The organism is Chondrinema litorale, from assembly GCF_026250525.1.
Taxonomy (GTDB): Bacteria; Bacteroidota; Bacteroidia; order Cytophagales; family Flammeovirgaceae; genus Chondrinema; species Chondrinema litorale.
This window is the reverse complement of sequence record NZ_CP111059.1, coordinates 66,260-84,941: the sequence shown is the minus strand read 5'-3', so window position 1 is coordinate 84,941 and position 18,682 is coordinate 66,260. Positions and strand designations below refer to the sequence as shown.

Annotated in this window: 21 protein-coding genes; 18 read left to right on the top strand and 3 right to left on the bottom strand. The window is 34.4% G+C overall.

Annotated features, from left to right (window positions below; all coding sequences use genetic code 11):
- Positions 1-96: 96 nt before the first annotated feature.
- The 3 genes from OQ292_RS36770 to OQ292_RS36760 form a co-directional block, all read right to left on the bottom strand.
- On the bottom strand, positions 97-651 hold the full coding sequence (locus OQ292_RS36770; protein WP_284689146.1) for a GNAT family N-acetyltransferase: 555 nt from the start codon (positions 649-651) through the stop codon (positions 97-99).
- 285 nt (positions 652-936) lie between these two features.
- Positions 937-1,113: a hypothetical protein gene (locus tag OQ292_RS36765; protein ID WP_284689145.1), complete on the bottom strand. Its 177-nt coding sequence runs from the start codon at positions 1,111-1,113 to the stop codon at positions 937-939.
- A 106-nt stretch (positions 1,114-1,219) separates the two neighbouring features.
- A complete protein-coding gene (locus tag OQ292_RS36760; protein ID WP_284689144.1) occupies positions 1,220-1,618 on the bottom strand; it encodes a hypothetical protein in 399 nt (132 codons plus the stop codon).
- 146 nt (positions 1,619-1,764) lie between these two features.
- Between OQ292_RS36760 and OQ292_RS36755 the strand changes: the two genes are divergently transcribed.
- From OQ292_RS36755 to OQ292_RS36675, 18 genes are all read left to right on the top strand, one after another.
- On the top strand, positions 1,765-3,078 hold the full coding sequence (locus OQ292_RS36755) for a TolC family protein (protein WP_284689143.1): 1,314 nt from the start codon (positions 1,765-1,767) through the stop codon (positions 3,076-3,078).
- Between the two features lie 2 nt (positions 3,079-3,080).
- On the top strand, positions 3,081-4,163 hold the full coding sequence (locus OQ292_RS36750; RefSeq protein WP_284689142.1) for an efflux RND transporter periplasmic adaptor subunit: 1,083 nt from the start codon (positions 3,081-3,083) through the stop codon (positions 4,161-4,163).
- Positions 4,164-4,247: 84 nt separating this feature from the next.
- The gene (locus tag OQ292_RS36745; protein ID WP_284689141.1) at positions 4,248-7,442 is read left to right on the top strand and encodes an efflux RND transporter permease subunit; all 3,195 of its coding nucleotides are present in this window, start codon (positions 4,248-4,250) and stop codon (positions 7,440-7,442) included.
- A gap of 80 nt (positions 7,443-7,522) precedes the next feature.
- Positions 7,523-7,828: a hypothetical protein gene (locus tag OQ292_RS36740; RefSeq protein ID WP_284689140.1), complete on the top strand. Its 306-nt coding sequence runs from the start codon at positions 7,523-7,525 to the stop codon at positions 7,826-7,828.
- Positions 7,829-7,836: 8 nt separating this feature from the next.
- A complete protein-coding gene (locus tag OQ292_RS36735) occupies positions 7,837-8,037 on the top strand; it encodes a YgaP family membrane protein (protein WP_284689139.1) in 201 nt (66 codons plus the stop codon).
- Positions 8,038-8,138: 101 nt separating this feature from the next.
- Positions 8,139-8,780 carry a hypothetical protein gene (locus tag OQ292_RS36730; protein WP_284689138.1) on the top strand — a complete coding sequence of 214 codons (642 nt, stop codon included), beginning with the start codon at positions 8,139-8,141 and terminating at the stop codon, positions 8,778-8,780.
- Positions 8,781-8,881: 101 nt separating this feature from the next.
- The gene (locus OQ292_RS36725; RefSeq protein ID WP_284689137.1) at positions 8,882-11,317 is read left to right on the top strand and encodes a glycoside hydrolase family 2 TIM barrel-domain containing protein; all 2,436 of its coding nucleotides are present in this window, start codon (positions 8,882-8,884) and stop codon (positions 11,315-11,317) included.
- An 81-nt stretch (positions 11,318-11,398) separates the two neighbouring features.
- Positions 11,399-11,584, top strand: a complete 186-nt coding sequence (locus tag OQ292_RS41250; protein WP_431733811.1) for a PLDc N-terminal domain-containing protein — start codon at positions 11,399-11,401, stop codon at positions 11,582-11,584.
- Positions 11,585-11,627: 43 nt separating this feature from the next.
- The gene (locus OQ292_RS36720) at positions 11,628-12,314 is read left to right on the top strand and encodes a hypothetical protein (protein ID WP_284689258.1); all 687 of its coding nucleotides are present in this window, start codon (positions 11,628-11,630) and stop codon (positions 12,312-12,314) included.
- Between the two features lie 24 nt (positions 12,315-12,338).
- Positions 12,339-12,941, top strand: a complete 603-nt coding sequence (locus OQ292_RS36715; RefSeq protein WP_284689257.1) for a hypothetical protein — start codon at positions 12,339-12,341, stop codon at positions 12,939-12,941.
- A gap of 57 nt (positions 12,942-12,998) precedes the next feature.
- Positions 12,999-13,469 carry a CYTH domain-containing protein gene (locus OQ292_RS36710; RefSeq protein ID WP_284689256.1) on the top strand — a complete coding sequence of 157 codons (471 nt, stop codon included), beginning with the start codon at positions 12,999-13,001 and terminating at the stop codon, positions 13,467-13,469.
- Entirely contained in the window at positions 13,462-14,415 is a 954-nt protein-coding gene (locus tag OQ292_RS36705) for an archaemetzincin (RefSeq protein ID WP_284689255.1), read from the top strand. Before OQ292_RS36710 ends, OQ292_RS36705 begins: the two co-directional genes overlap by 8 nt.
- A 169-nt stretch (positions 14,416-14,584) precedes the next feature.
- The gene (locus OQ292_RS36700) at positions 14,585-15,109 is read left to right on the top strand and encodes an SMI1/KNR4 family protein (protein ID WP_284689254.1); all 525 of its coding nucleotides are present in this window, start codon (positions 14,585-14,587) and stop codon (positions 15,107-15,109) included.
- A 28-nt stretch (positions 15,110-15,137) separates the two neighbouring features.
- Positions 15,138-15,356, top strand: coding sequence for a hypothetical protein (locus tag OQ292_RS36695; RefSeq protein ID WP_284689253.1), 219 nt, complete (start codon positions 15,138-15,140; stop codon positions 15,354-15,356).
- A gap of 43 nt (positions 15,357-15,399) precedes the next feature.
- Positions 15,400-15,984 (top strand): hypothetical protein, encoded by a 585-nt coding sequence (locus OQ292_RS36690; RefSeq protein ID WP_284689252.1) that lies wholly within the window; start codon positions 15,400-15,402, stop codon positions 15,982-15,984.
- A 57-nt stretch (positions 15,985-16,041) separates the two neighbouring features.
- Complete coding sequence (locus OQ292_RS36685; protein WP_284689251.1) at positions 16,042-16,872, top strand: hypothetical protein; 831 nt, start codon at positions 16,042-16,044, stop codon at positions 16,870-16,872.
- 59 nt (positions 16,873-16,931) lie between these two features.
- Positions 16,932-18,113, top strand: coding sequence for a hypothetical protein (locus OQ292_RS36680; protein WP_284689250.1), 1,182 nt, complete (start codon positions 16,932-16,934; stop codon positions 18,111-18,113).
- A gap of 273 nt (positions 18,114-18,386) precedes the next feature.
- Positions 18,387-18,665 (top strand): hypothetical protein, encoded by a 279-nt coding sequence (locus OQ292_RS36675; RefSeq protein WP_284689249.1) that lies wholly within the window; start codon positions 18,387-18,389, stop codon positions 18,663-18,665.
- The last annotated feature ends 17 nt before the right edge of the window (positions 18,666-18,682 follow it).

Here is an 18,682-nt window from a genome sequence, read left to right as displayed (position 1 = left end):
AATATACATAAATCATTGATAGTTAATTATCTGTACTTTTATCGGTTTGGGTATAGTGAGTGTCCCGCAGGGTATGCACTATAATTGTTATTGTGCTTAGTTATTTTTCCTTTCATCAGTTTCAAGTATTGAATATTCAAAGTTGTCAGACCAGCCAAATTTCAAAGGTAACACCTGTCGTAAACGCCCTTCTCTTACCATTCCTGCTTTTTCCAGTACTTTGATTGAACCAATATTCCCTACAGCACAGCCAGCTTCTATTCGATGTAATTTAAGATTATCAAATCCAAAATTTATTACCGCTTTTAAAGATTCTGTTGCAAACCCTTTTTTCCAGTAGTCGGAATGTATTTTATACCAAACTTCCCCACGTTTATATTTTTCATCTCCGAGTTTAAGTCCAAATAATCCGATAAATTCTCTATCCGACCTATTTTCAATCGCAAATGTGTAGTTCCTTATTTTACTCAGTTTATTTTCTGCAATCCAAGGTTCAATTATATTTTTCGTTTCCTCAAAATTTTGGGGAATACCAAGAGTATTGAATTCATCTGTTTCAGGTAAAGAATGTAATTTATGAATCGAATTTAAATCTGACAATTCAATTAATCTCAATTTTATTCTGTCCGTTAATATTTCGAATTCAGTCATTTTCTTAATTAAGCACAACTTGATATAAAAGTATCAAAAGATCAAGACTGCGGAAGCATTTTCTAAATTTTATACGCTTTTGCTAAAATATCCGAAACAGCAGCTGCTGACGCTCACTTCGTTCAAACAGCGGATATTTTTTAACACAACTGCTCCAATAATTATTAATGATGATGCTTCCTAGGTCGATTAATGTTTTGATAATTAATTATATCTCATACACTCAAAAAAAGTAAGATTGAATAGAGTTAGCTTTGGTAAAACCATTATGTCAATCACACACCTTTAATCATCTGGTTCAACATCATCTTCTTTAGATTCAACCATTTCGATTTTAGGCTTTTCGGCATCTCTTATATTAAAGGTGGGCAAAACGGCTGCGTTAATTCCCAAGCCAATTGAAGTTAAAAGTATAATGAATAGCAGCGCGAACTGCTTCAGTAATTTTTTGATCTTTTTCATTTTACAAGCAGAAATAAGGCTGTAGTGCTTACAGCTTGTGTAACCAAGAATTAAGTTGATTTTTAAATTGGGTGGAGTTCCCAAGGAAATATTAGGATGCTTCCAACTAGATAAATTGAGGGAAAGAATCTGAATTCTTAGTGGATGCTTGTAACTGTATAAAATGTAGCAGATTTATAAAAATATTGCTTTCTGTGGATTCAATGGCCTTATTTTTCACTGCAATCAGTTGATTGTATAATCGAATTAATTGAATGTTAAAAGCAAAAAAGCTGGTTTTAGCAATTACTTTTTGAGTTAAGTGAATCGCCCTTTTAAAACGGAGACTTCTATAATTTCTTCTTGTAGAACTTTGCTGAGATACCAACTCGGTTTGAGTTGGAGAACTGATGTAATTAGATGGCAGTTCGTAACCAGATGTATTAAAAATGCTGAGCAATAGCGCGAATAGCATCAACACTATTGATGTGAAAATACGGCTATATGTAGTTTCTTGCCTCAGCATATAAATTTAAGTTATTTACTGCTTATTTTATGTGATTTTCGATTTTAAATAAAATTATCTCACAAAAAAATTCCTTAGGTAACATTAGTTACCAAATGCAGATTTTCTTCCGGCTACTTTTGAAAAGAACTTGAAGGAAATTTGAAATGAAGAATAAATATTTAGTTGTATTAATCTCAGCACTTCTTTCTGCAAACAGCCTATTTGGACAGGATACGATAACTATTTCTAAGGAAGAGATACTTTCTAAAATAGCTAAAGGCAACCTCCAAGTAAAGATTGCAGAAAAAACTTTTGAATCAGCGAAGGCTGATTATAGCCAGTCGAAGGCGCTTTTTTTACCGAATATTACGGTTTCGCACACGGCAATGTTGACAACCAATCCTCTAATGGCATTTGGCTCAAAGCTTAATCAGGAAATTTTAACTCAGAATGATTTTAACACAGACTTGTTAAATAACCCTGAAAAAATCGACAATTACGCTACAGCCATCGAAGTACAACAACCCATTTTTAATATGGATGGTGTGTACGAAAGACAAGCTGCTAAAACCAAAATGCAAGCTTATCAACTACAAGCGGAGCGTACCAAAGAATACATTGAGCTAGAAGTAAATAAGGCTTATATGCAATTGCAATTGGCATATAGTGCTGTAAAAGTGCTAGAAAAAGCCAATGCAACTTCTGAAGCTAGTTTACAAATGGTTGAGAATTACTTTGAGCAGGGAATGCTACAGAAAACAGATTTACTTTCTGTTCAAGTACGAGTAAACGAAGTAAAAAACCAGTTGCAGTATGCGAGAAGTAATGTGAAAAACGCTTCAGACTATTTAGCATTTCTATTAAATGAAGAAGGCGAAACTGTAGTTTACAAACCTGCCGAAGAAATAGCTTCTGATATTGATGTAAAGGTTTTCGATACCAGTTTATCAGAATCTAGAAAAGATATTATGGCGATGAAACTTTCTACTGAAGCTTATGAAAAAATGTTTCAGTCTAGTAAGATGAAGTTTCTGCCGAGATTAAATGCTTTTGGCAGCTATCAGTTGTACGACGACCAATTATTCCAGATGGGAGCGAGTGGTTATCTAATTGGTGCGCAACTTTCTTGGAACATATTCGATGGTTACAAATCCATAGGAAAAATGGAAAAGCAAAAAGTTGAATACCAGAAATCGATGGTTGAAAGTACACAATACAAAAGCCAGAGCCAATTGGAAATCAACAAAACTAACCGCCAGCTAAAAGATGCAGAAAACAAAGTAAATCTCTCGAAACTGGCATTGGAACAATCTCGCGAAGCTTACCGCATCCGTTCAGATCGCTTCCAACAAGGATTAGAAAAAACAACAGACTTATTGCAGTCAGAAACTCAGATGATTCAGAAAGAGCTAGAAAGTTTACAGGCTGTATTCGAATATAATTTCACTCAAAAATACTTGGAATTTTTAACTCAGTAATAATGAAACAAATACTTATAGTTTTAATAGCATTTTCTTTCGCTCAGGTTTTTACAAGTTGCAGTTCAGGAGAAAGAAAGCCTGTAGAAGTACTGGATGCAATTCCGGTAAAAGTAAGTAAAGTAGCTACTGGTGAAAATAGTAGATTTATTACTGCCAGTGGTAAAGTGGAAGCAGAAAACAGTGCTAACCTAAGCACCAGAATGATGGGTTATGTAACTGGCCTCAAAGTAAAAGTAGGACAAAAAGTTTCTAAAGGTCAGCTTTTATTAAGCATCAATAATGCAGACTTACAAGCTAAAAAAGCACAAGTTGAGGCTTCAATTATACAAGCAGAAGCAGGATATAACAATGCGAAAAAGGATTACGAACGCTTTAAAACATTGTTCGATCAGAAGAGTGCTTCTCAAAAAGAGTTGGATGATATGACCGCCAGATACGAAATGGCAAAAGCAGGTTTGGAAGCAGCCAAACAAATGAAAAACGAAGTGATCGCACAGTTCTCCTATGCAAATATTACTGCACCATTTTCAGGAATTGTAACCAACACATTTATAAAAGAAGGAGACATGGCAAACCCAGGAATGCCATTGGTAAGTGTAGAAACGCGCTCAAATTTACAGGTTACCGCGATGGTTTCTGAAACTGATATTGATGCGATAAAAAACGGAATGCCAGTAAAAGTGTTAGTGAAATCAATCGGAGAAGAGGTAGAAGGCAAAGTGAGTGAAGTGAGTTTATCAGCTAAAAACACAGGCGGACAATATCTTGTAAAAGTGAATTTAGATAAAGTAAATGATGATATTCTTTCTGGAATGTTTGTAAATGTGCAATTTCCGGTCGAAAAATTAGACAATGCAACCGCATCTTCTACAGTACTCATCCCAGAATCTGTATTAATCAGACATGGTCAATTACAAGGAGTTTACACCATTGGGAATGATAATGTAGCGATTTTGAGATGGTTAAGATTGGGCAAAACTTATGGCGATCAAGTAGAAGTATTATCAGGACTTTCTGCAAACGAACAGTTCATCACTACTGCAGAAGGCAAGCTGTTTAATGGTGCTAAAGTCACTTTCTAATAGAATTTATCAAACTGTAAAAAGGATCTCAGGACTGTAATTATTCACCTTATCCTCACAAAACAGATTCAAAATATTTAAAACATGGAAGAAGGAATATCAGGTAAAGTCGCCCATTTTTTCATCAACTCAAAGCTTACCATTTTATTAATGGTAGCACTGATGATTATCGGGGTGTATAGTTCTTCGTTAATTCCAAGAGAAGAAGAACCTCAGATAAATGTACCAATGGCCGATATTATGATCGGTTATCCGGGGGCGAGTCCGGCAGAATTAGAAAGCAGAGTAGTTAAGCCGCTAGAAAAAATCATAGGCAACATAAAAGGAGTGGAGCATATTCACTCAATGGCGATGAACGGCATGGCTATGATTATTGTGCAGTTTTATGTGGGTGAAGACATTGAAAGATCTTATGTGAAATTGTACGACGAGTTGAACAAACATCAGGGTATGTTTCCAGAAGGTGTGTATCAACCTCTAGTAAAAACCAGATCGATAGACGATGTACCGATGTTAGGCTTAACGCTTTGGAGTGAAAACTACGACGATTTCCAACTAAGAGCGATTGCCGAAGAGGTTACTTCTGAGATTGAAAAAGTAAAAGATGTAGCGATTACGAAAGTAATTGGTGGTAGAAATCGCCAGTTAAAAGTGGTGTTGGATAAGGATAAAATGGCTGAAAATGCTGTGGATGCATTGAGTATTATGCAGATGATTCAGGCAAACAACGGAAGTTCTCAATCTGGAAGCTTTGTAAATAATGATGAAGAATACTTAGTAACTACTGGCAAGTTTTTAACTTCTGCTGAAGATATAGAGAATCTGGTAATCGGTGTAAACAAAAATATGCCGGTATACTTAAAGCAGGTGGCTACAATCGAAGATGGTCCAGAAACACCAAACAGTTATGTTTCTTTCGGTTATGGAAAAGCCAACGAAGATTTTAAAGGTTACAAATCTGAGTATCCTGCGGTAACCATCTCTGTTGCCAAAGTGAAAGGAGCAGATGCGATGAAGATTGCTGATAAAATTGTAGATCAGATCGATCTGTTAAAGCTAAACTTGATTCCTAATGATGTGCATGTGAGTGTTACCAGAAACTATGGTGAAACAGCTTCGCACAAAGTAGGTGAGTTATTAATGCACTTAGGTGTGGCAATTCTAGCAGTAACTGTATTGGTAATGTTGGCCATGGGCTGGAGAGGTGGCTTAGTCGTGTTCTTTTCAGTACCACTTACTTTCGCTTTAACCTTGTTCAGTTATTACATTTTAGGTTACACGCTAAACCGTATCACGCTGTTTGCTTTGGTGTTCGTAGTTGGTATCGTGGTAGATGATAGTATTATTATCGCAGAAAACATGCACCGCCATTTTAAAATGAAGCGATTGCCATTTAAACAGGCTGCTATTTTCGCGATAAACGAAGTTGGTAACCCAACCATTTTGGCAACTTTTACAGTAATTGCAGCTATTTTACCAATGGCATTTGTATCAGGAATGATGGGCCCTTATATGAGTCCGATGCCGATTGGTGCTTCTATTGCGATGATGTTGTCTCTGTTCGTAGCATTAACAGTAACTCCATATTTGGGTTATCACTTACTAAGAGAAAAAGACGAGCAAGAACACAAAGAAGAGCACAATTTAGAAACCAGTGTGATCTACAAAATCTATAAAAAGATTGAGCAACCAATGCTCGATAGTTCAGCAAAACGCTGGGTAATGTTAGGAATCACCTTATTTTTATTAGTAGGTTCAGTATTGATGTTCTTTACTAAATCGGTAGCTGTAAAAATGCTTCCTTTTGATAACAAGAATGAGTTCCAAGTAGTGATTGATATGCCAGAAGGAACAACACTGGAAAGAACTGCTGCCGTAACCAAAGAAGTGGCTCAGTATCTATCTACCATTCCAGAAGTAGTGGATTATCAGAATTACATTGGTACTTCTGCTCCAATCACTTTTAATGGATTAGTAAGACATTACGATAATCGTGGTGGTAGCAACATGGCAGATATTCAAGTAAACTTGTTATACAAAGAAGACAGAGATTTACAAAGTCATGATATAGCTAAATTGGTGAGACCACAAGTGCAGCAAATAGCTAAAAAATATGGTGCGAATATCAAATTAGTTGAAGTACCACCGGGCCCTCCAGTATTATCAACTTTAGTGGCTGAGGTATATGGCGGACCAAACTACGACGAGCAAATAATGGTAGCCGATCAGGTAAAATCCATTCTTGAAAACACCGATGATATTGTAGATATCGACTGGATGGTAGAAGATGCGCAAACAGAGTTTAAGTTAGAAGTAGACAGAGAAAAAGCGATGTTAAACGGCATTGCTCCGCAACAAGTAGTTGGAAACTTAACTTACATCTTGAGAGATTTACCAATCTCTAACTTGTACGACGAGTATGCAAATGACAATGTAGGCATTGTTCTTTCACTAGACGATAGCGACAAGAGCAATTTACAAGATATCCAAAGCTTAAAGGTAAAAGGCAAACAAGGCAATGTAGTACCTGTAAGCGATCTAGTAAAAGTAAAAGAAGCATCATTACAAAAAACAATCTATCGCAAAGATCAGAAAAGAGTAGTGTATGTTTTAGCAGATATGGCAGGAGCTTTAGAAAGTCCAGTTTATGCGATTCTCGGAATGGAGCAAAAGCTAAAAGAGATGAGTTTGCCTAAAGGTTATGAGGTGAAAGAACTCTACATGGAACAACCTACAGACGAAACAGATTTCACTGTAAAATGGGATGGAGAATGGCAAATTACGCTGGAAGTTTTCCGCGATCTAGGAGCAGCATTTATGGTGGTAATCATTGTAATATATATGTTGATTGTTGGCTGGTTCCAGAATTTTAAAACCCCAATGGTAATGATGATTGCCATTCCACTTTCATTAGTTGGTATTGTACTAGGCCACTGGTTATTAGGTGCATTCTTTACTGCAACATCTTTTATCGGTATGATCGCACTAGCAGGTGTAATGGTTAGAAACTCAGTGTTATTGATAGACTTTATCGAGATCAGATTGAATGATGGTATTCCATTAAAACAAGCCATAATTGATGCAGGAGCGGTTAGAACTACACCAATTTTACTAACAACCGGAGCCGTTGTAATCGGTGCTTCTATCATCTTGTTCGACCCAATTTTCCAGGGTCTTGCCATCTCTCTGGTAGCAGGAGCAATTGTGTCTACTTTGCTTACACTTATTGTAGTACCTCTTATCTACTATATGACAGAAAAAACCAAGTGGGAAAACTAAAAATTGATAATCTGCTATCTGGGTTTAAAATCTGAACTTAGATAGCGGTTTCTAAACACAAAGTAACCAACCATACAAATATGAAACTGCTCATTATAACAGCCATAGAAGAATTCGAGAAGGAGATAAAGAAAATTCTTAAGGCTTCCGGTGTGAAGGTTTTTTCATACCAAAAACTAAATGGTTTTAAAGATCTTTCAGAAGAAACTTTTGAGAGTAATTGGTTTGCAAGCGATATGAATGAAAACAAATCATTGATGTTCTACGCCTTTACTCCTAAAGAAAATGTAGACAAAGTTTTTGAGAAAATTGACTTATTTAACTCCGCTCAATCAACCATGTCTAACATACATATAGCCCTCATAAATGTTGAAAGATCAAACTAACTAGAAACATGAAAAACAGAATTGTACGTGGAGTAGCTGGCACATTTATTATCATCAGCTTATTATTAGCCACTTATGTAAATATTAATTGGTTATGGTTTACTGCTTTTGTAGGAGCCAATTTATTACAGTCTTCTTTAACCAAATGGTGCTTACTAGAAGATATTTTGAAACTTTTTGGCGTAGAAGACGAACAATGTTATCGCTAATTAGTTAAGAAACCAGACAGATTATTAGCTTGTCCCGGTAGTAGATTATTCTTACAATCGGGACATTTTTGTTTAATTTGAAATGAGTAAAATTTCAAATTATGAGAAAAAGATGGATTTCTTTAGAAAGGAACCAATATCTAAAGAAGGTTGAATTAGATCATATTGATACTAAATTATTTAGTAATCTATCATATTGTCTTCCCCCTAAAATTGCTATAACCAATGAAGAAGAAAGCAAGCTAAAAGAATTGCTTCTGAAAGATCAATGGATTGGGGATGAGTTTTTAACAATGCTTAGACTGAAAGCTAAAAAAGGTATTTCACCTGAATTATTCGAGACTTATCAGGTAGATTTAAAAGTACTAGAATATTCATGTAGTTCATTAAACTTTAAATTACCAGAAAGTTTTCAAGCACTCTTTTCAAATTTTGAATACTTATCTAGGTTCAGGTTTTTTGATGTTTCATTCATGTTGAATGAAAAAATTATTCCTCTTTTAGAGAATGGAATTGGTGACTTAGTGCCCTTTATGAGAGGAAGTGAAGGCTTTGCATGGTGGTTTATAATGATGAAAGATCAGAACGATTATAGAATTGTATATAGAGATTTACCTTATGGCGAATTTCCAGATAAGTTAGAAGATAAAGAGTTAGGTGAGTACTTTATATGTTCTGATTGTTTTGAAGAGTTTGTATTTAGACTTTCTGGAGACTTAAGAAATAATGAAAGCATAAAATGAATATCATCAACCTCCCAAATTTCTCAATATAGTTTTCTACTTATAATTGTACAAAAAATAATGTAAATGTTACCTTTGGTGCATCTACAAAAAATCGGAAAATGAAACTATACAAACTACTGTTTACCCTACTTTTATTTATTTCTTTTAACACTTTTGCACAACGATCATCTCAGCTCATCAACTTCGATTGGAAGTTTTCGCTAGGAGATATTCCAGAAGCCAAAAATCCAGACTTTGATGATGCCAGTTGGCAAACCGTACACCTTCCACACGATGCCAGTATTGCCGGCCCTTTTATGGAAGACAGCCTAAACTCTGACCGCAAAAATGGATTTCTACCCAGAAGAAAAGGTTGGTACAGAAAATCGCTCACACTTACTGATGCTATAAATGATAACAAAGTATTTCTTGAGTTCGAAGGTATTTATCGTGATGCAAGGGTGTATGTAAATGGCAAAGAAGTCGCTCACCAACTTAACGGGTACGAAGCATTTCTAGCAGATATTACAGAAGTGGCTCAAGTGGGCGAAAATACAATCGCTGTGAGTTACGGCAATACCGACATGGAAAGTTCACGATGGTACAATGGCGAAGGTATTTATCGCGATGTAAAGCTATTAATAACAGCTCCAATTCATATCGATTACAATGGAACTTATGTTTTTACACCTTCCATCACCAAAGAAAAGGCACAAGTAAACATCCATACAGAAGTTTTTAACGAGACTGAAAGCATAGAAGAAATCACATTGAGTTCAGAAGTTTTAAATCCGGCTGGCAAATCAATGGGCAAAGTGAGCGACATTGTGCCAGTTGGAGTAGGAGAGGTGTATACTTTTAAGCAGAAAATGGATGTAGCCAATCCAGAACTTTGGGGAATTGAAACACCAAACCTTTACAAGGTCATCACTTCAGTAATTAAAGATGGAAAAGTAATAGATGCTTACGAAACCAATTTCGGTATAAGAACAGTAGAATTCGACAGAAATCAAGGCCTTTTATTGAATGGAGAAAAGGTATTTGTAAAAGGAGTAAATCTACACCACGATTTGGGTCCATTGGGAGCCGCTGCATTCGAAAGAGGTTTCGAACGTCGCTTAGAAGGATTAAAGAAATTAGGTTGTAATGGTATCAGATTGAGCCATAATCCGCATGATACTTATATGCTAGACTGGTGCGATCGCAATGGTATGCTCGTTTTAGACGAAGCTTTTGATAAGTGGAACGATCAGTTTTTTGGTGAAGGCAATAGCTTTGATGATCACTGGAAAAGTAGCTTGAAAGCTTTTGTTAAAAGGGATAGAAATCATCCATCGGTGTTTTTATGGAGTGTAGGAAACGAAACCAGACAACAACGCAGCCCGAAAGCAGATTTTGGTGTGCCGATGTTAAAAGAGATGGTAAGTTTTATCCATAATTTTGAACCAAGTAGAAAAGTAACTTGTGGTTTGCATCCATCAAGAAAAAGTGGTGCTTACAGAACCGAAAATTATTACAGAGAAGGCCCGCCAGAAATGGAGTTTTACATGGATGTGGTGAGCACCAATTACCGCGAAGAGTTTTGGCCAGTAGACAAAGCCAACTATCCGCAATTGATGTTTATTTTGAGTGAAGCACAAGCCGGTAATTTGGGTAATGAGTGGTTTAATATTAACCATCATTCTTCTGTAGGATTATTTTATTGGGGCGGTACAGATTACATTGGTGAGTCTTTTGGATGGCCTGCTAAAGGTTGGCCAAACGGTATTATCGATTGGGACGATCACTGGAAACCTTTTAGCTATTACATACACAGTTTGTTTAGTGAAGAACCTATGGTGTATATTACTGCTTATGATGAAGGCAATGCCACTGCAAAACTATGGAATGAGGTTAAACTCAGGTATCAGCCTATGTTTTCACACTGGAACTGGCAGGGCAAAGACTCAGTGCAACTACTCACATTTAGCAATTGCCAAGAAGTAGAGCTTTTTGTAAATGACAAATCGATGGGTGTTAAAAAAGTGCCAGAAGAATATTACACCAAAGATATTACAGCACATTCAGCAGAAGAGTATGACCCAGAAAACCCACCTCTACTAGGTCCAGAAATGCACAAAAAGTTGGAGTGGAAAATTCCGTATTCAACAGGAACCATTCGAGCAGAAGGGAAAATAAATGGCAAAGTGGTAAGTACACATGAGCTTAAAACTACTGGCAAAGCGGCAAGTATAGAGCTGGTTGCCGACCGCGAAAAGATAAAAGCCAATGGTTTAGATTTGTCTTACATTACCGTAAAAGTGGTGGATAAAAATGGCTTGCTAATACCAGATGCTGCTAACGAAATCAAGTTTATGGTAACAGGTGAAGGTACAAATGCAGGCGTGGGAAATGCCGATATTTCGAGTAACGAGCCTTTTGTAAGTGATCAAAGAAAAGTGTTTCAGGGAAAAGCTTTGCTAGTAATTAGGTCAAGCAGAACTCCCGGCAAAATTACCATTAAAGCCAAAGCCCGAGGACTAAAAACCGGTGTTTTGGAAATTGAGAGTGAGTAATTTTTTACTTGTACAGATAAATACAATATTGAGTAAAAATGATAATTAAATTTAGATTGATATGGATATAATTAGCCCTGGATATGGATTATTAATCTGGACAATATTTCTTTCGTAATCAGTTTAGTAGCATTGTTTGATTTACTGAGGTTGAAGCTTCTAAATGCAAATAAATTAATCTGGTTGGTTATCATCATATTTGCACCTATCATTGGCTCAATGTTGTATTTTATAATTGGCAAGAAGTATAAAACAATTAATCGCTGATATTAAAGATTTATTGAAACTAATAAGGAAACACATTTGGTATATGATCGCTTTACAAGTGATCATATTTTCTTGTACAACTGAGCATTCGAAAGATTCAAGTATGGAGCATGACTTAGGTAAAGCTATAGAAGAGCGTATTAAACAATTCGAAAGTCAAAATAGACTAGAATTTTTTGATAAGACATTTATTAAAAAAGATGCAGGCAAGATATTTACTTTCGAAATCAAAGGGATGGATGATTTAACTATCAAGAAAGGAGTTGTTGGAGAGTATGCAGAGTCTACCAATATTCACTTTGAATCAGATTCTGTTAGATTACCTTTTATTGAAACCCAATTAGCAGATATATTGGAACATGGTTATCGAGAGGCAAAGTATGATGACCAAACAATATTATTCATTCAAATTAAGCCCCATAATTCACAAAATTCGAAAGATTTATCAAAGCAGCTTGATCAGTTTGAAGAGGTATCAAGACTATTTGATGAGCCCATTTATGAAAAAAACCTAGGTTCATATGCTGCAAGTGATTTAGGTGCAGGTTATAATATATTATATAGTGTTTGGGACGAAAAAAAAGGATTTGACGCAATTCTACAGGTTATAGAAAACCATCAACTAGAAGATCGAAGTATAGTTGCTAAAAGAATCTACAAATCTGAAGAAGATTGGGATTATGAAGTTATATATCCTAATCCTTTTAATGGAGAATTTGATCCTTTATAATTTCAGTATTAGCAAACCTCATTTATGAAGATCAATAGCCAGCGACTTGAAAAGTACGCTATTTTATTTTTTATAATAGTATTATTGATTAGCCTGTATCTAGATTCACAAGGTTCTAATCAATTTGTAATTCCTATTATTATTAGCTTAGCCATTTTTACTATTCTTAGTCTGTATAAACTTTATAGATTAAAACAAAAGCTCAAATCTAGAAGTGGTAAATATTTTCTATATCATAATCTATATATTTTTAAAGATATTTATGCTTTCATCATCTTTCAACTCATTTTAATCATTTATGCATTTAAGCTTAATTCTGAAATCTTAAAATGGGTAGTTATTGCATTTTGGATTACGATACTTACCAAAGCGCTTTTGAAGCATATCTATGGTGGTTTTTATGTTTTGATTAGTGATGATGAAATCGAAATCAATGAAAAAAAGTTGTTTTACATCGACCTCAACGCTATTACTAGTGTAAAGAAGAGTGTAGAAAAGTATAGTTTCTATGATGCATATGGAAAAAGAACATTAATTATTTTCAAGAGAATTAACGCTTCCCAAAGAGCTGAGTTTAAAGAATTAATCGACGAGAAAATAGATTTGCATCAAATAAAATTCACTTGATTTTATAAGCTATAAACACGAAAAATCACCATTTTTGAAAAAACACAAGATTTAAAAATGGGAGTAGAAATAGAAAGAAAGTTTTTAATTAAAAACGATAGCTGGAAAAGCAGTGCGGATAATGGTGTTCAAATTAAGCAAGGCTATCTTAATTCTGATAAAAATAGAACAGTACGTGTTAGGGTCTACGGGGAAACCGGTTTTTTGACTATTAAAGGCAAAAATGAAAACCTGACCAGACAAGAGTTTGAATATGAAATTCCGCTTGATGATGCCAATAACCTGCTTGAGCTTTGCGAAATGCCCATCATCGAAAAAATGAGATACATAATCGTAGATCAGGGAAATAACTGGGAGTTAGATGTTTTTGAAGGTGAAAACAAAGGCTTGTTAGTTGCAGAGATTGAGCTCAATAGCGAAGATCATCAACTTGAATTACCGGCATGGGTTGGCGAAGAGGTTTCTACCGATCCCAAGTATTATAATTCTTCATTAATATCGAATCCATATAAAAATTGGGATGTGTAATTATAAAGCTTTACAAAGTGCATCCTTAATAAAACCAATACTTTTCACCATAACTTTATTGGCTATCTTCTCTTGTGAAACAAAACAAGAAAATGCCAATACCTCCAAGCAAGTATCAATTGAAAAAGAGTTTCAGCTAGCAGATTTAAAGTTGCTCAAACCACTTCAGTTGAGATTTGCCGAACCAAATCCCGGTGAGTGGGCATACATCCATCACGAAGGAGGTCAATCTTTTTCTGCTTACAAAAACTCAAACCCGGTAAGGCCGAGCAGCAAACGAAATAAGATTTACATTAAGCCCATCGGTAAATTTACTAAGTCAGATAGCCTCATTTTCGAATCATTAAAAACATATACCCAAGTATTCTTTGGTTTAGAAACCATCTTGTTGGCTCAAGTTTCAGACAGTATTATTCCAAATGTAGGAAGAAGGCAGCACGATGATATTGAGCAATTACATACAAAATACATACTCAATGAGATTTTAATTAAATCACTGCCAGCAGATGCCATTATGTATACAGCGGTTACGAGTAAAGATTTATATCCTAAAGCTGGTTGGAATTACGTGTTTGGTCAATCGAATTTGGAAGAAAAGGTGGGTGTTTTATCTATGTATCGATACAAAGTTGAGTTGTCAAAAAATCAAAATCAATCCTTATTTCTAAATAGGTTGCTCAAAACGGCGACTCACGAAATGGGTCACATCCTCTCAATAAAGCATTGCACCAGATATAAATGCTTAATGAATGGCAGTAACAGTTTGCCAGAAGCAGATGCTAAACCTTCTTGGTTGTGTTCAGAATGTCTGGCAAAATTAATTTGGTGTACAAATGGCAATATTAGAGAAAGGTATAATGCTTTAATTACTTTCTCAAACAAGCACGCATTTCCCAAAAAAGCGAAATTTTATACTAAGTCTATGGCGTTACTATCAGTTGAGTAGCTTAAATGCTTAAGGTTTTATCATGATTCTAAATCAGGCTAATAGAATAAAATAAATATTGCAATTATTTGATAATCAATATATTATTTGTAACTCTATAATTGAGTAGATCAAATTTTATGTTATGAAATAATATTGATTAGATTTAGCGAAATAAACAAAATGATACATGAAAGAACTCTTAACAGAAATATTTAAGAATGCAGTGTTATTTGATTATAACGATGAAATAACAGACGTGCAAAGACAGATTGCATGGATAGGTAATGAGCCTGCTGATGAAAAAACCATTGCAGAAGTAGAACAAAAACTCGATGTGCAGTTTCCTACTGAGTACAAAGAATTGCTTAAGGTTGCTAATGGCTTCCCTACATGGTGCGATGCCGCAGACCCGAGCTTTATGAAGGTGGAGGAAATTGGCTATTTAAGAGATATTGATCCGCAAATAGTTGAAAAGTGGAGTGGAAAAGGTAACGAAGATATTGGAGCAACTCTTAGTAAAAGTATTCTAGTAGGAGGTTATCAAGAAGAGCAATATTTTCTTTTAATTCCGCCAGCAGAGCAAGGAGCTAAATGGAAATATTGGAAATTTGCTAGTTGGATCCCGGGTGAAATAGAGTTTGATAGTTTAACCTTCTATCTGGAAAATATGCTTGAATTTATGCAAGAATCGCTCGAAGAAGAGGAGTACTAATAAATTGTAAATTGATAGCATTGCCATCTTGAAAATAAATGTAAGTGCAAAAGTATTTGCTAGTCTATTTCCTGGAACTATTGATTTACACCTTGCCTACGGTTATGGTTTAAACGATGGTGGCTATTTAGTAAGAGTGGAAACTGTGAAAGTTCCAAGCTCTTACAGAATGCCTAATACTAAGTTAAATGTGGAATTAGAAGATGGTGAAATCATTAAAATAAAATCAGAAAACAATAAATTATAAGCCTCTGACTTCATAACTACTTTTTAATAAACAAACTTCAAACATGAAAAAAGCTGAAATAATCTTAGGAGCTATCTCCATTATTTCTCTCATTTTAAATTTATTTTTAGTACCAGGAACAGAAGAGATATATGTATTTTCTAGTTTATTTCTGTCTGCATTTTATCTGTATTTCAGTTTTGCACTATTCAATGGTGTAAAGTACCGCCAATTAATGAAAAAGATTGCCTATAAGGGAATTGGTATCATGAGGGTACTTTCAGCAGTTACAACTGGTTCAGCTATTTCAATGATAATTCTGGGAGTATTATTTAATTATCAAATTTGGTCTGGAGGAAATGAACTAGCCTTTCTTGGAGTTGTAATTCTCAGTTTAATATTGGTTATTTCAGTGATAAAATACTTTACATCAAAAGCTACTTTTTACATTGTTACAATCAAGCGAGCTGTCATTTATTTGTGTTTTGCTGTATTAACACTTACACTTCCAAAATTCGCATTGTTAGAATTTAAATATAGAAATCACCCCGACTATATAGAAGCTTTCAAAAACGTAGTAAACGATGATACAGGCAACAAGGAGCTAAGAGAAAAACTGAAAGAAGAAAGGCGGAAAATAGATGAATAAAGTTGGGACGATTGTTTAATTTGCAATTGAACAAAACCTGATTTTAATCGAATTTAAATGTTTTTTTGGAAAAATAATCAAAGCCCAATTACTCCAGAAGATCAAGATTGGCTAGAAAAATCTTTCATCAAATTATCTACTTTGTTTGACAGAACTGTCATTTTGGAAAAAGAAAGAGTACTTCCCAATAATGACTTTTTTGACTGGCATTTTACAGGTGAAATTTCTGATGCAGAGAAATCATTAGCTTTGGTTTGTAATCAAATGGATGTAGAGCTATCTAATGTGAATTTGAGTTTTTATTCTGAAGAAGAAGTGCAATTTACAGATGAGGGCCTTCTTGCGATTCCTCAAAAAGATGATAAGAGAACGGCAGGTAAATATTATCAGGAAAGAGATGGTAAATATGAAGTACTCTTGGAAATTCAGCAATTGAAATCACCAGTAGACATGATCGCAACTTTGGCACACGAAGTAGCACACATCAAACTATTGGGTGAAAATAGAATAATTCTCAATGATGAGCCTCTTACCGATTTAGTTACCCATATTTACGGATTCGGAATATTTTCTTCTAACTCTTCAGTAGTAAAAATGAATACTTGGAGTGGTAATTCACATACAGGCTGGCGAATTTCTGGTGCAAAAGGTTATCTACATACTAAAATTCATGCATTTGCAATGGCATTATTTTCACTTATCAGAGAAGAGTCCGATTTAGATTGGCTGAATTACTGCGAAAAAGATATAGAAAAAGAATTTAAAAAATCAGTCAGATATTTAAAGACACAGGATTTATCTAGTTTTATAGAGAAAGTAAGAAACCCACCTGTACAGAAAAAGCCAAAAGATTTAAAGCAAGTAAGATTGAAAAAAAGGAATAAATAGAAATTTGAATCTAAACAATAGTATTCTACTAAAATTAAATCAGAGTAAAAGATCAGATATTGAAGCATTTTACAATACTAGTTTTAAGCTTTTTATATATTAATGCATTTGCTCAGAATAAAGAAATTAAAGGTGATACTGCATTTGTATATGAATATTATAAAGAATTTGCAGAAGAACTTCAGCTAACAAACTTTTCTACTTCCCAAAATGATTTTTCTTTTAGACTTTGGAATCTAGGGCATGTTGTAGAGCTTGTAGTTCATAATGATTCAGTATCTGCTCAATTGGTTAATTATATCTATCGATTTAATAGAAAAGATACGAAAAGGGATACCATATCAAGCAAAATTCAACTTGATTCAGCAAAGGCTTTATCATTTTATCAAATAATCACTCACTCAGGTATTCTAGATTTACCATCAGATAATCAAATTGAAGGTTGGGCTCAAGGTTTAGATGGTATTACATACAACATTGAATATGCTAACTCCAAGACACAGTGGTTTAAAAATTATTGGACTCCAACTGCTCAGAAATCTCTTCCAGAAGCACTGTTTGTAATTAATTTTCTTGAACAAGTTTTTGATAGTCTTGATTTAGAAACTTATAATGCTGCTTTCAAAGAGCAGTTACCCCACAGAGGATGTTATACTTTTGGTGAAGGTTTAATCCACTGTTATGCAATGTCTGTGATTAGTATAGGCTATTATGGGTCAACCAAATTACCATTTGGTTATGAAGTTTCTAAGTATTTTGGAAAAATAGGTAAGCTTAGAACTAATATTGGCATCATGTTTAGCCATCAATTTGATCGATTTAATAATTGTGATATTTCGATTTATACATTAAAAAATCTTCTGATAAAGAAACACAAATATTTTCTTGCATATAATTACAGAATTAGAAAACTCAATTTCATTGAAAATGAGAATACTCTTACAAACCATAAAGTTTATTCCGGGTTGCAAGTCAATAATAATTTAAACTTTCTAATTGGGTTTGATTATTTAATAGCCAATCAAGATCAATGGGGATTAAGTTTTATAGCTAATCAAAGTATATCAAAAATTGATATCGATCTATTTGGCAAAGCTTCACTTTTTCAAGATCGCCTAGATTATCAAATAGGAGCGAATAAATATTTATCAATCAAAAATATATCTACCACTTTTGGATTGGAGTATGAGCAGTTTATGGACTTTAGAAATTTGAAGTTTTCTTTAAGTGTTGGTATCTAAATGCCCAAAAATCAATTCTCATCTCCAACCAAACAATCCCCTAAACTGCCTTGTTTTTATATTACTTACCTATAAGAAAATTAAGCTTTGGGTTTAAAGAATATCACCCACCTATATTAGCTAAGAGTATTAATAACTAGAGCATTTTGTGTCTACTATTAGCTAACCAAATTTTTAGATTGTTTTTGAGGTATTAATGACTTAAGTTGAGGCGTTCTTCCTTTGAATAGTACAAAATAAAAGAGAAAATATTAATATTTAATTAATACAACTATGAAGAAAAGAACAGCAAAATTTGTAGCAATGGCAGCATTATTTGCGACTGTTGCTTTGAGTAATACTTCTTGTACAGATGCCGAAAGAGCAAAAATAGGTGGACTTGGCGATGAATTTAAAATAGAAATGATTAATTGTGATGGAACGGTTGCAAAAACTTGGATAAGTAGTGGTAAAGTACTTAGCGAAGCTAATAGTGATGGGTATTACTTTGAGGACAAAGAAACAGGTAAGTTAATCGAAGTTACTGGTAGGTTGATTATAACCAAACAATAATTATTTAAAGAGGTTCG

Excerpts from the sequence above, each read along its gene's own strand:
- OQ292_RS36770 (WP_284689146.1), bottom strand. The coding sequence starts at position 651 with ATGACTGAATTCGAAATATTAACGGACAGAATAAAATTGAGATTAATT.
- OQ292_RS36765 (WP_284689145.1), bottom strand. The coding sequence starts at position 1,113 with ATGAAAAAGATCAAAAAATTACTGAAGCAGTTCGCGCTGCTATTCATT.
- OQ292_RS36760 (WP_284689144.1), bottom strand. The coding sequence starts at position 1,618 with ATGCTGAGGCAAGAAACTACATATAGCCGTATTTTCACATCAATAGTG.
- OQ292_RS36755 (WP_284689143.1), top strand. The coding sequence starts at position 1,765 with ATGAAGAATAAATATTTAGTTGTATTAATCTCAGCACTTCTTTCTGCA.
- OQ292_RS36750 (WP_284689142.1), top strand. The coding sequence starts at position 3,081 with ATGAAACAAATACTTATAGTTTTAATAGCATTTTCTTTCGCTCAGGTT.
- OQ292_RS36745 (WP_284689141.1), top strand. The coding sequence starts at position 4,248 with ATGGAAGAAGGAATATCAGGTAAAGTCGCCCATTTTTTCATCAACTCA.
- OQ292_RS36740 (WP_284689140.1), top strand. The coding sequence starts at position 7,523 with ATGAAACTGCTCATTATAACAGCCATAGAAGAATTCGAGAAGGAGATA.
- OQ292_RS36735 (WP_284689139.1), top strand. The coding sequence starts at position 7,837 with ATGAAAAACAGAATTGTACGTGGAGTAGCTGGCACATTTATTATCATC.
- OQ292_RS36730 (WP_284689138.1), top strand. The coding sequence starts at position 8,139 with ATGAGAAAAAGATGGATTTCTTTAGAAAGGAACCAATATCTAAAGAAG.
- OQ292_RS36725 (WP_284689137.1), top strand. The coding sequence starts at position 8,882 with ATGAAACTATACAAACTACTGTTTACCCTACTTTTATTTATTTCTTTT.
- OQ292_RS36720 (WP_284689258.1), top strand. The coding sequence starts at position 11,628 with ATGATCGCTTTACAAGTGATCATATTTTCTTGTACAACTGAGCATTCG.
- OQ292_RS36715 (WP_284689257.1), top strand. The coding sequence starts at position 12,339 with ATGAAGATCAATAGCCAGCGACTTGAAAAGTACGCTATTTTATTTTTT.
- OQ292_RS36710 (WP_284689256.1), top strand. The coding sequence starts at position 12,999 with ATGGGAGTAGAAATAGAAAGAAAGTTTTTAATTAAAAACGATAGCTGG.
- OQ292_RS36705 (WP_284689255.1), top strand. The coding sequence starts at position 13,462 with ATGTGTAATTATAAAGCTTTACAAAGTGCATCCTTAATAAAACCAATA.
- OQ292_RS36700 (WP_284689254.1), top strand. The coding sequence starts at position 14,585 with ATGAAAGAACTCTTAACAGAAATATTTAAGAATGCAGTGTTATTTGAT.
- OQ292_RS36690 (WP_284689252.1), top strand. The coding sequence starts at position 15,400 with ATGAAAAAAGCTGAAATAATCTTAGGAGCTATCTCCATTATTTCTCTC.
- OQ292_RS36685 (WP_284689251.1), top strand. The coding sequence starts at position 16,042 with ATGTTTTTTTGGAAAAATAATCAAAGCCCAATTACTCCAGAAGATCAA.
- OQ292_RS36675 (WP_284689249.1), top strand. The coding sequence starts at position 18,387 with ATGAAGAAAAGAACAGCAAAATTTGTAGCAATGGCAGCATTATTTGCG.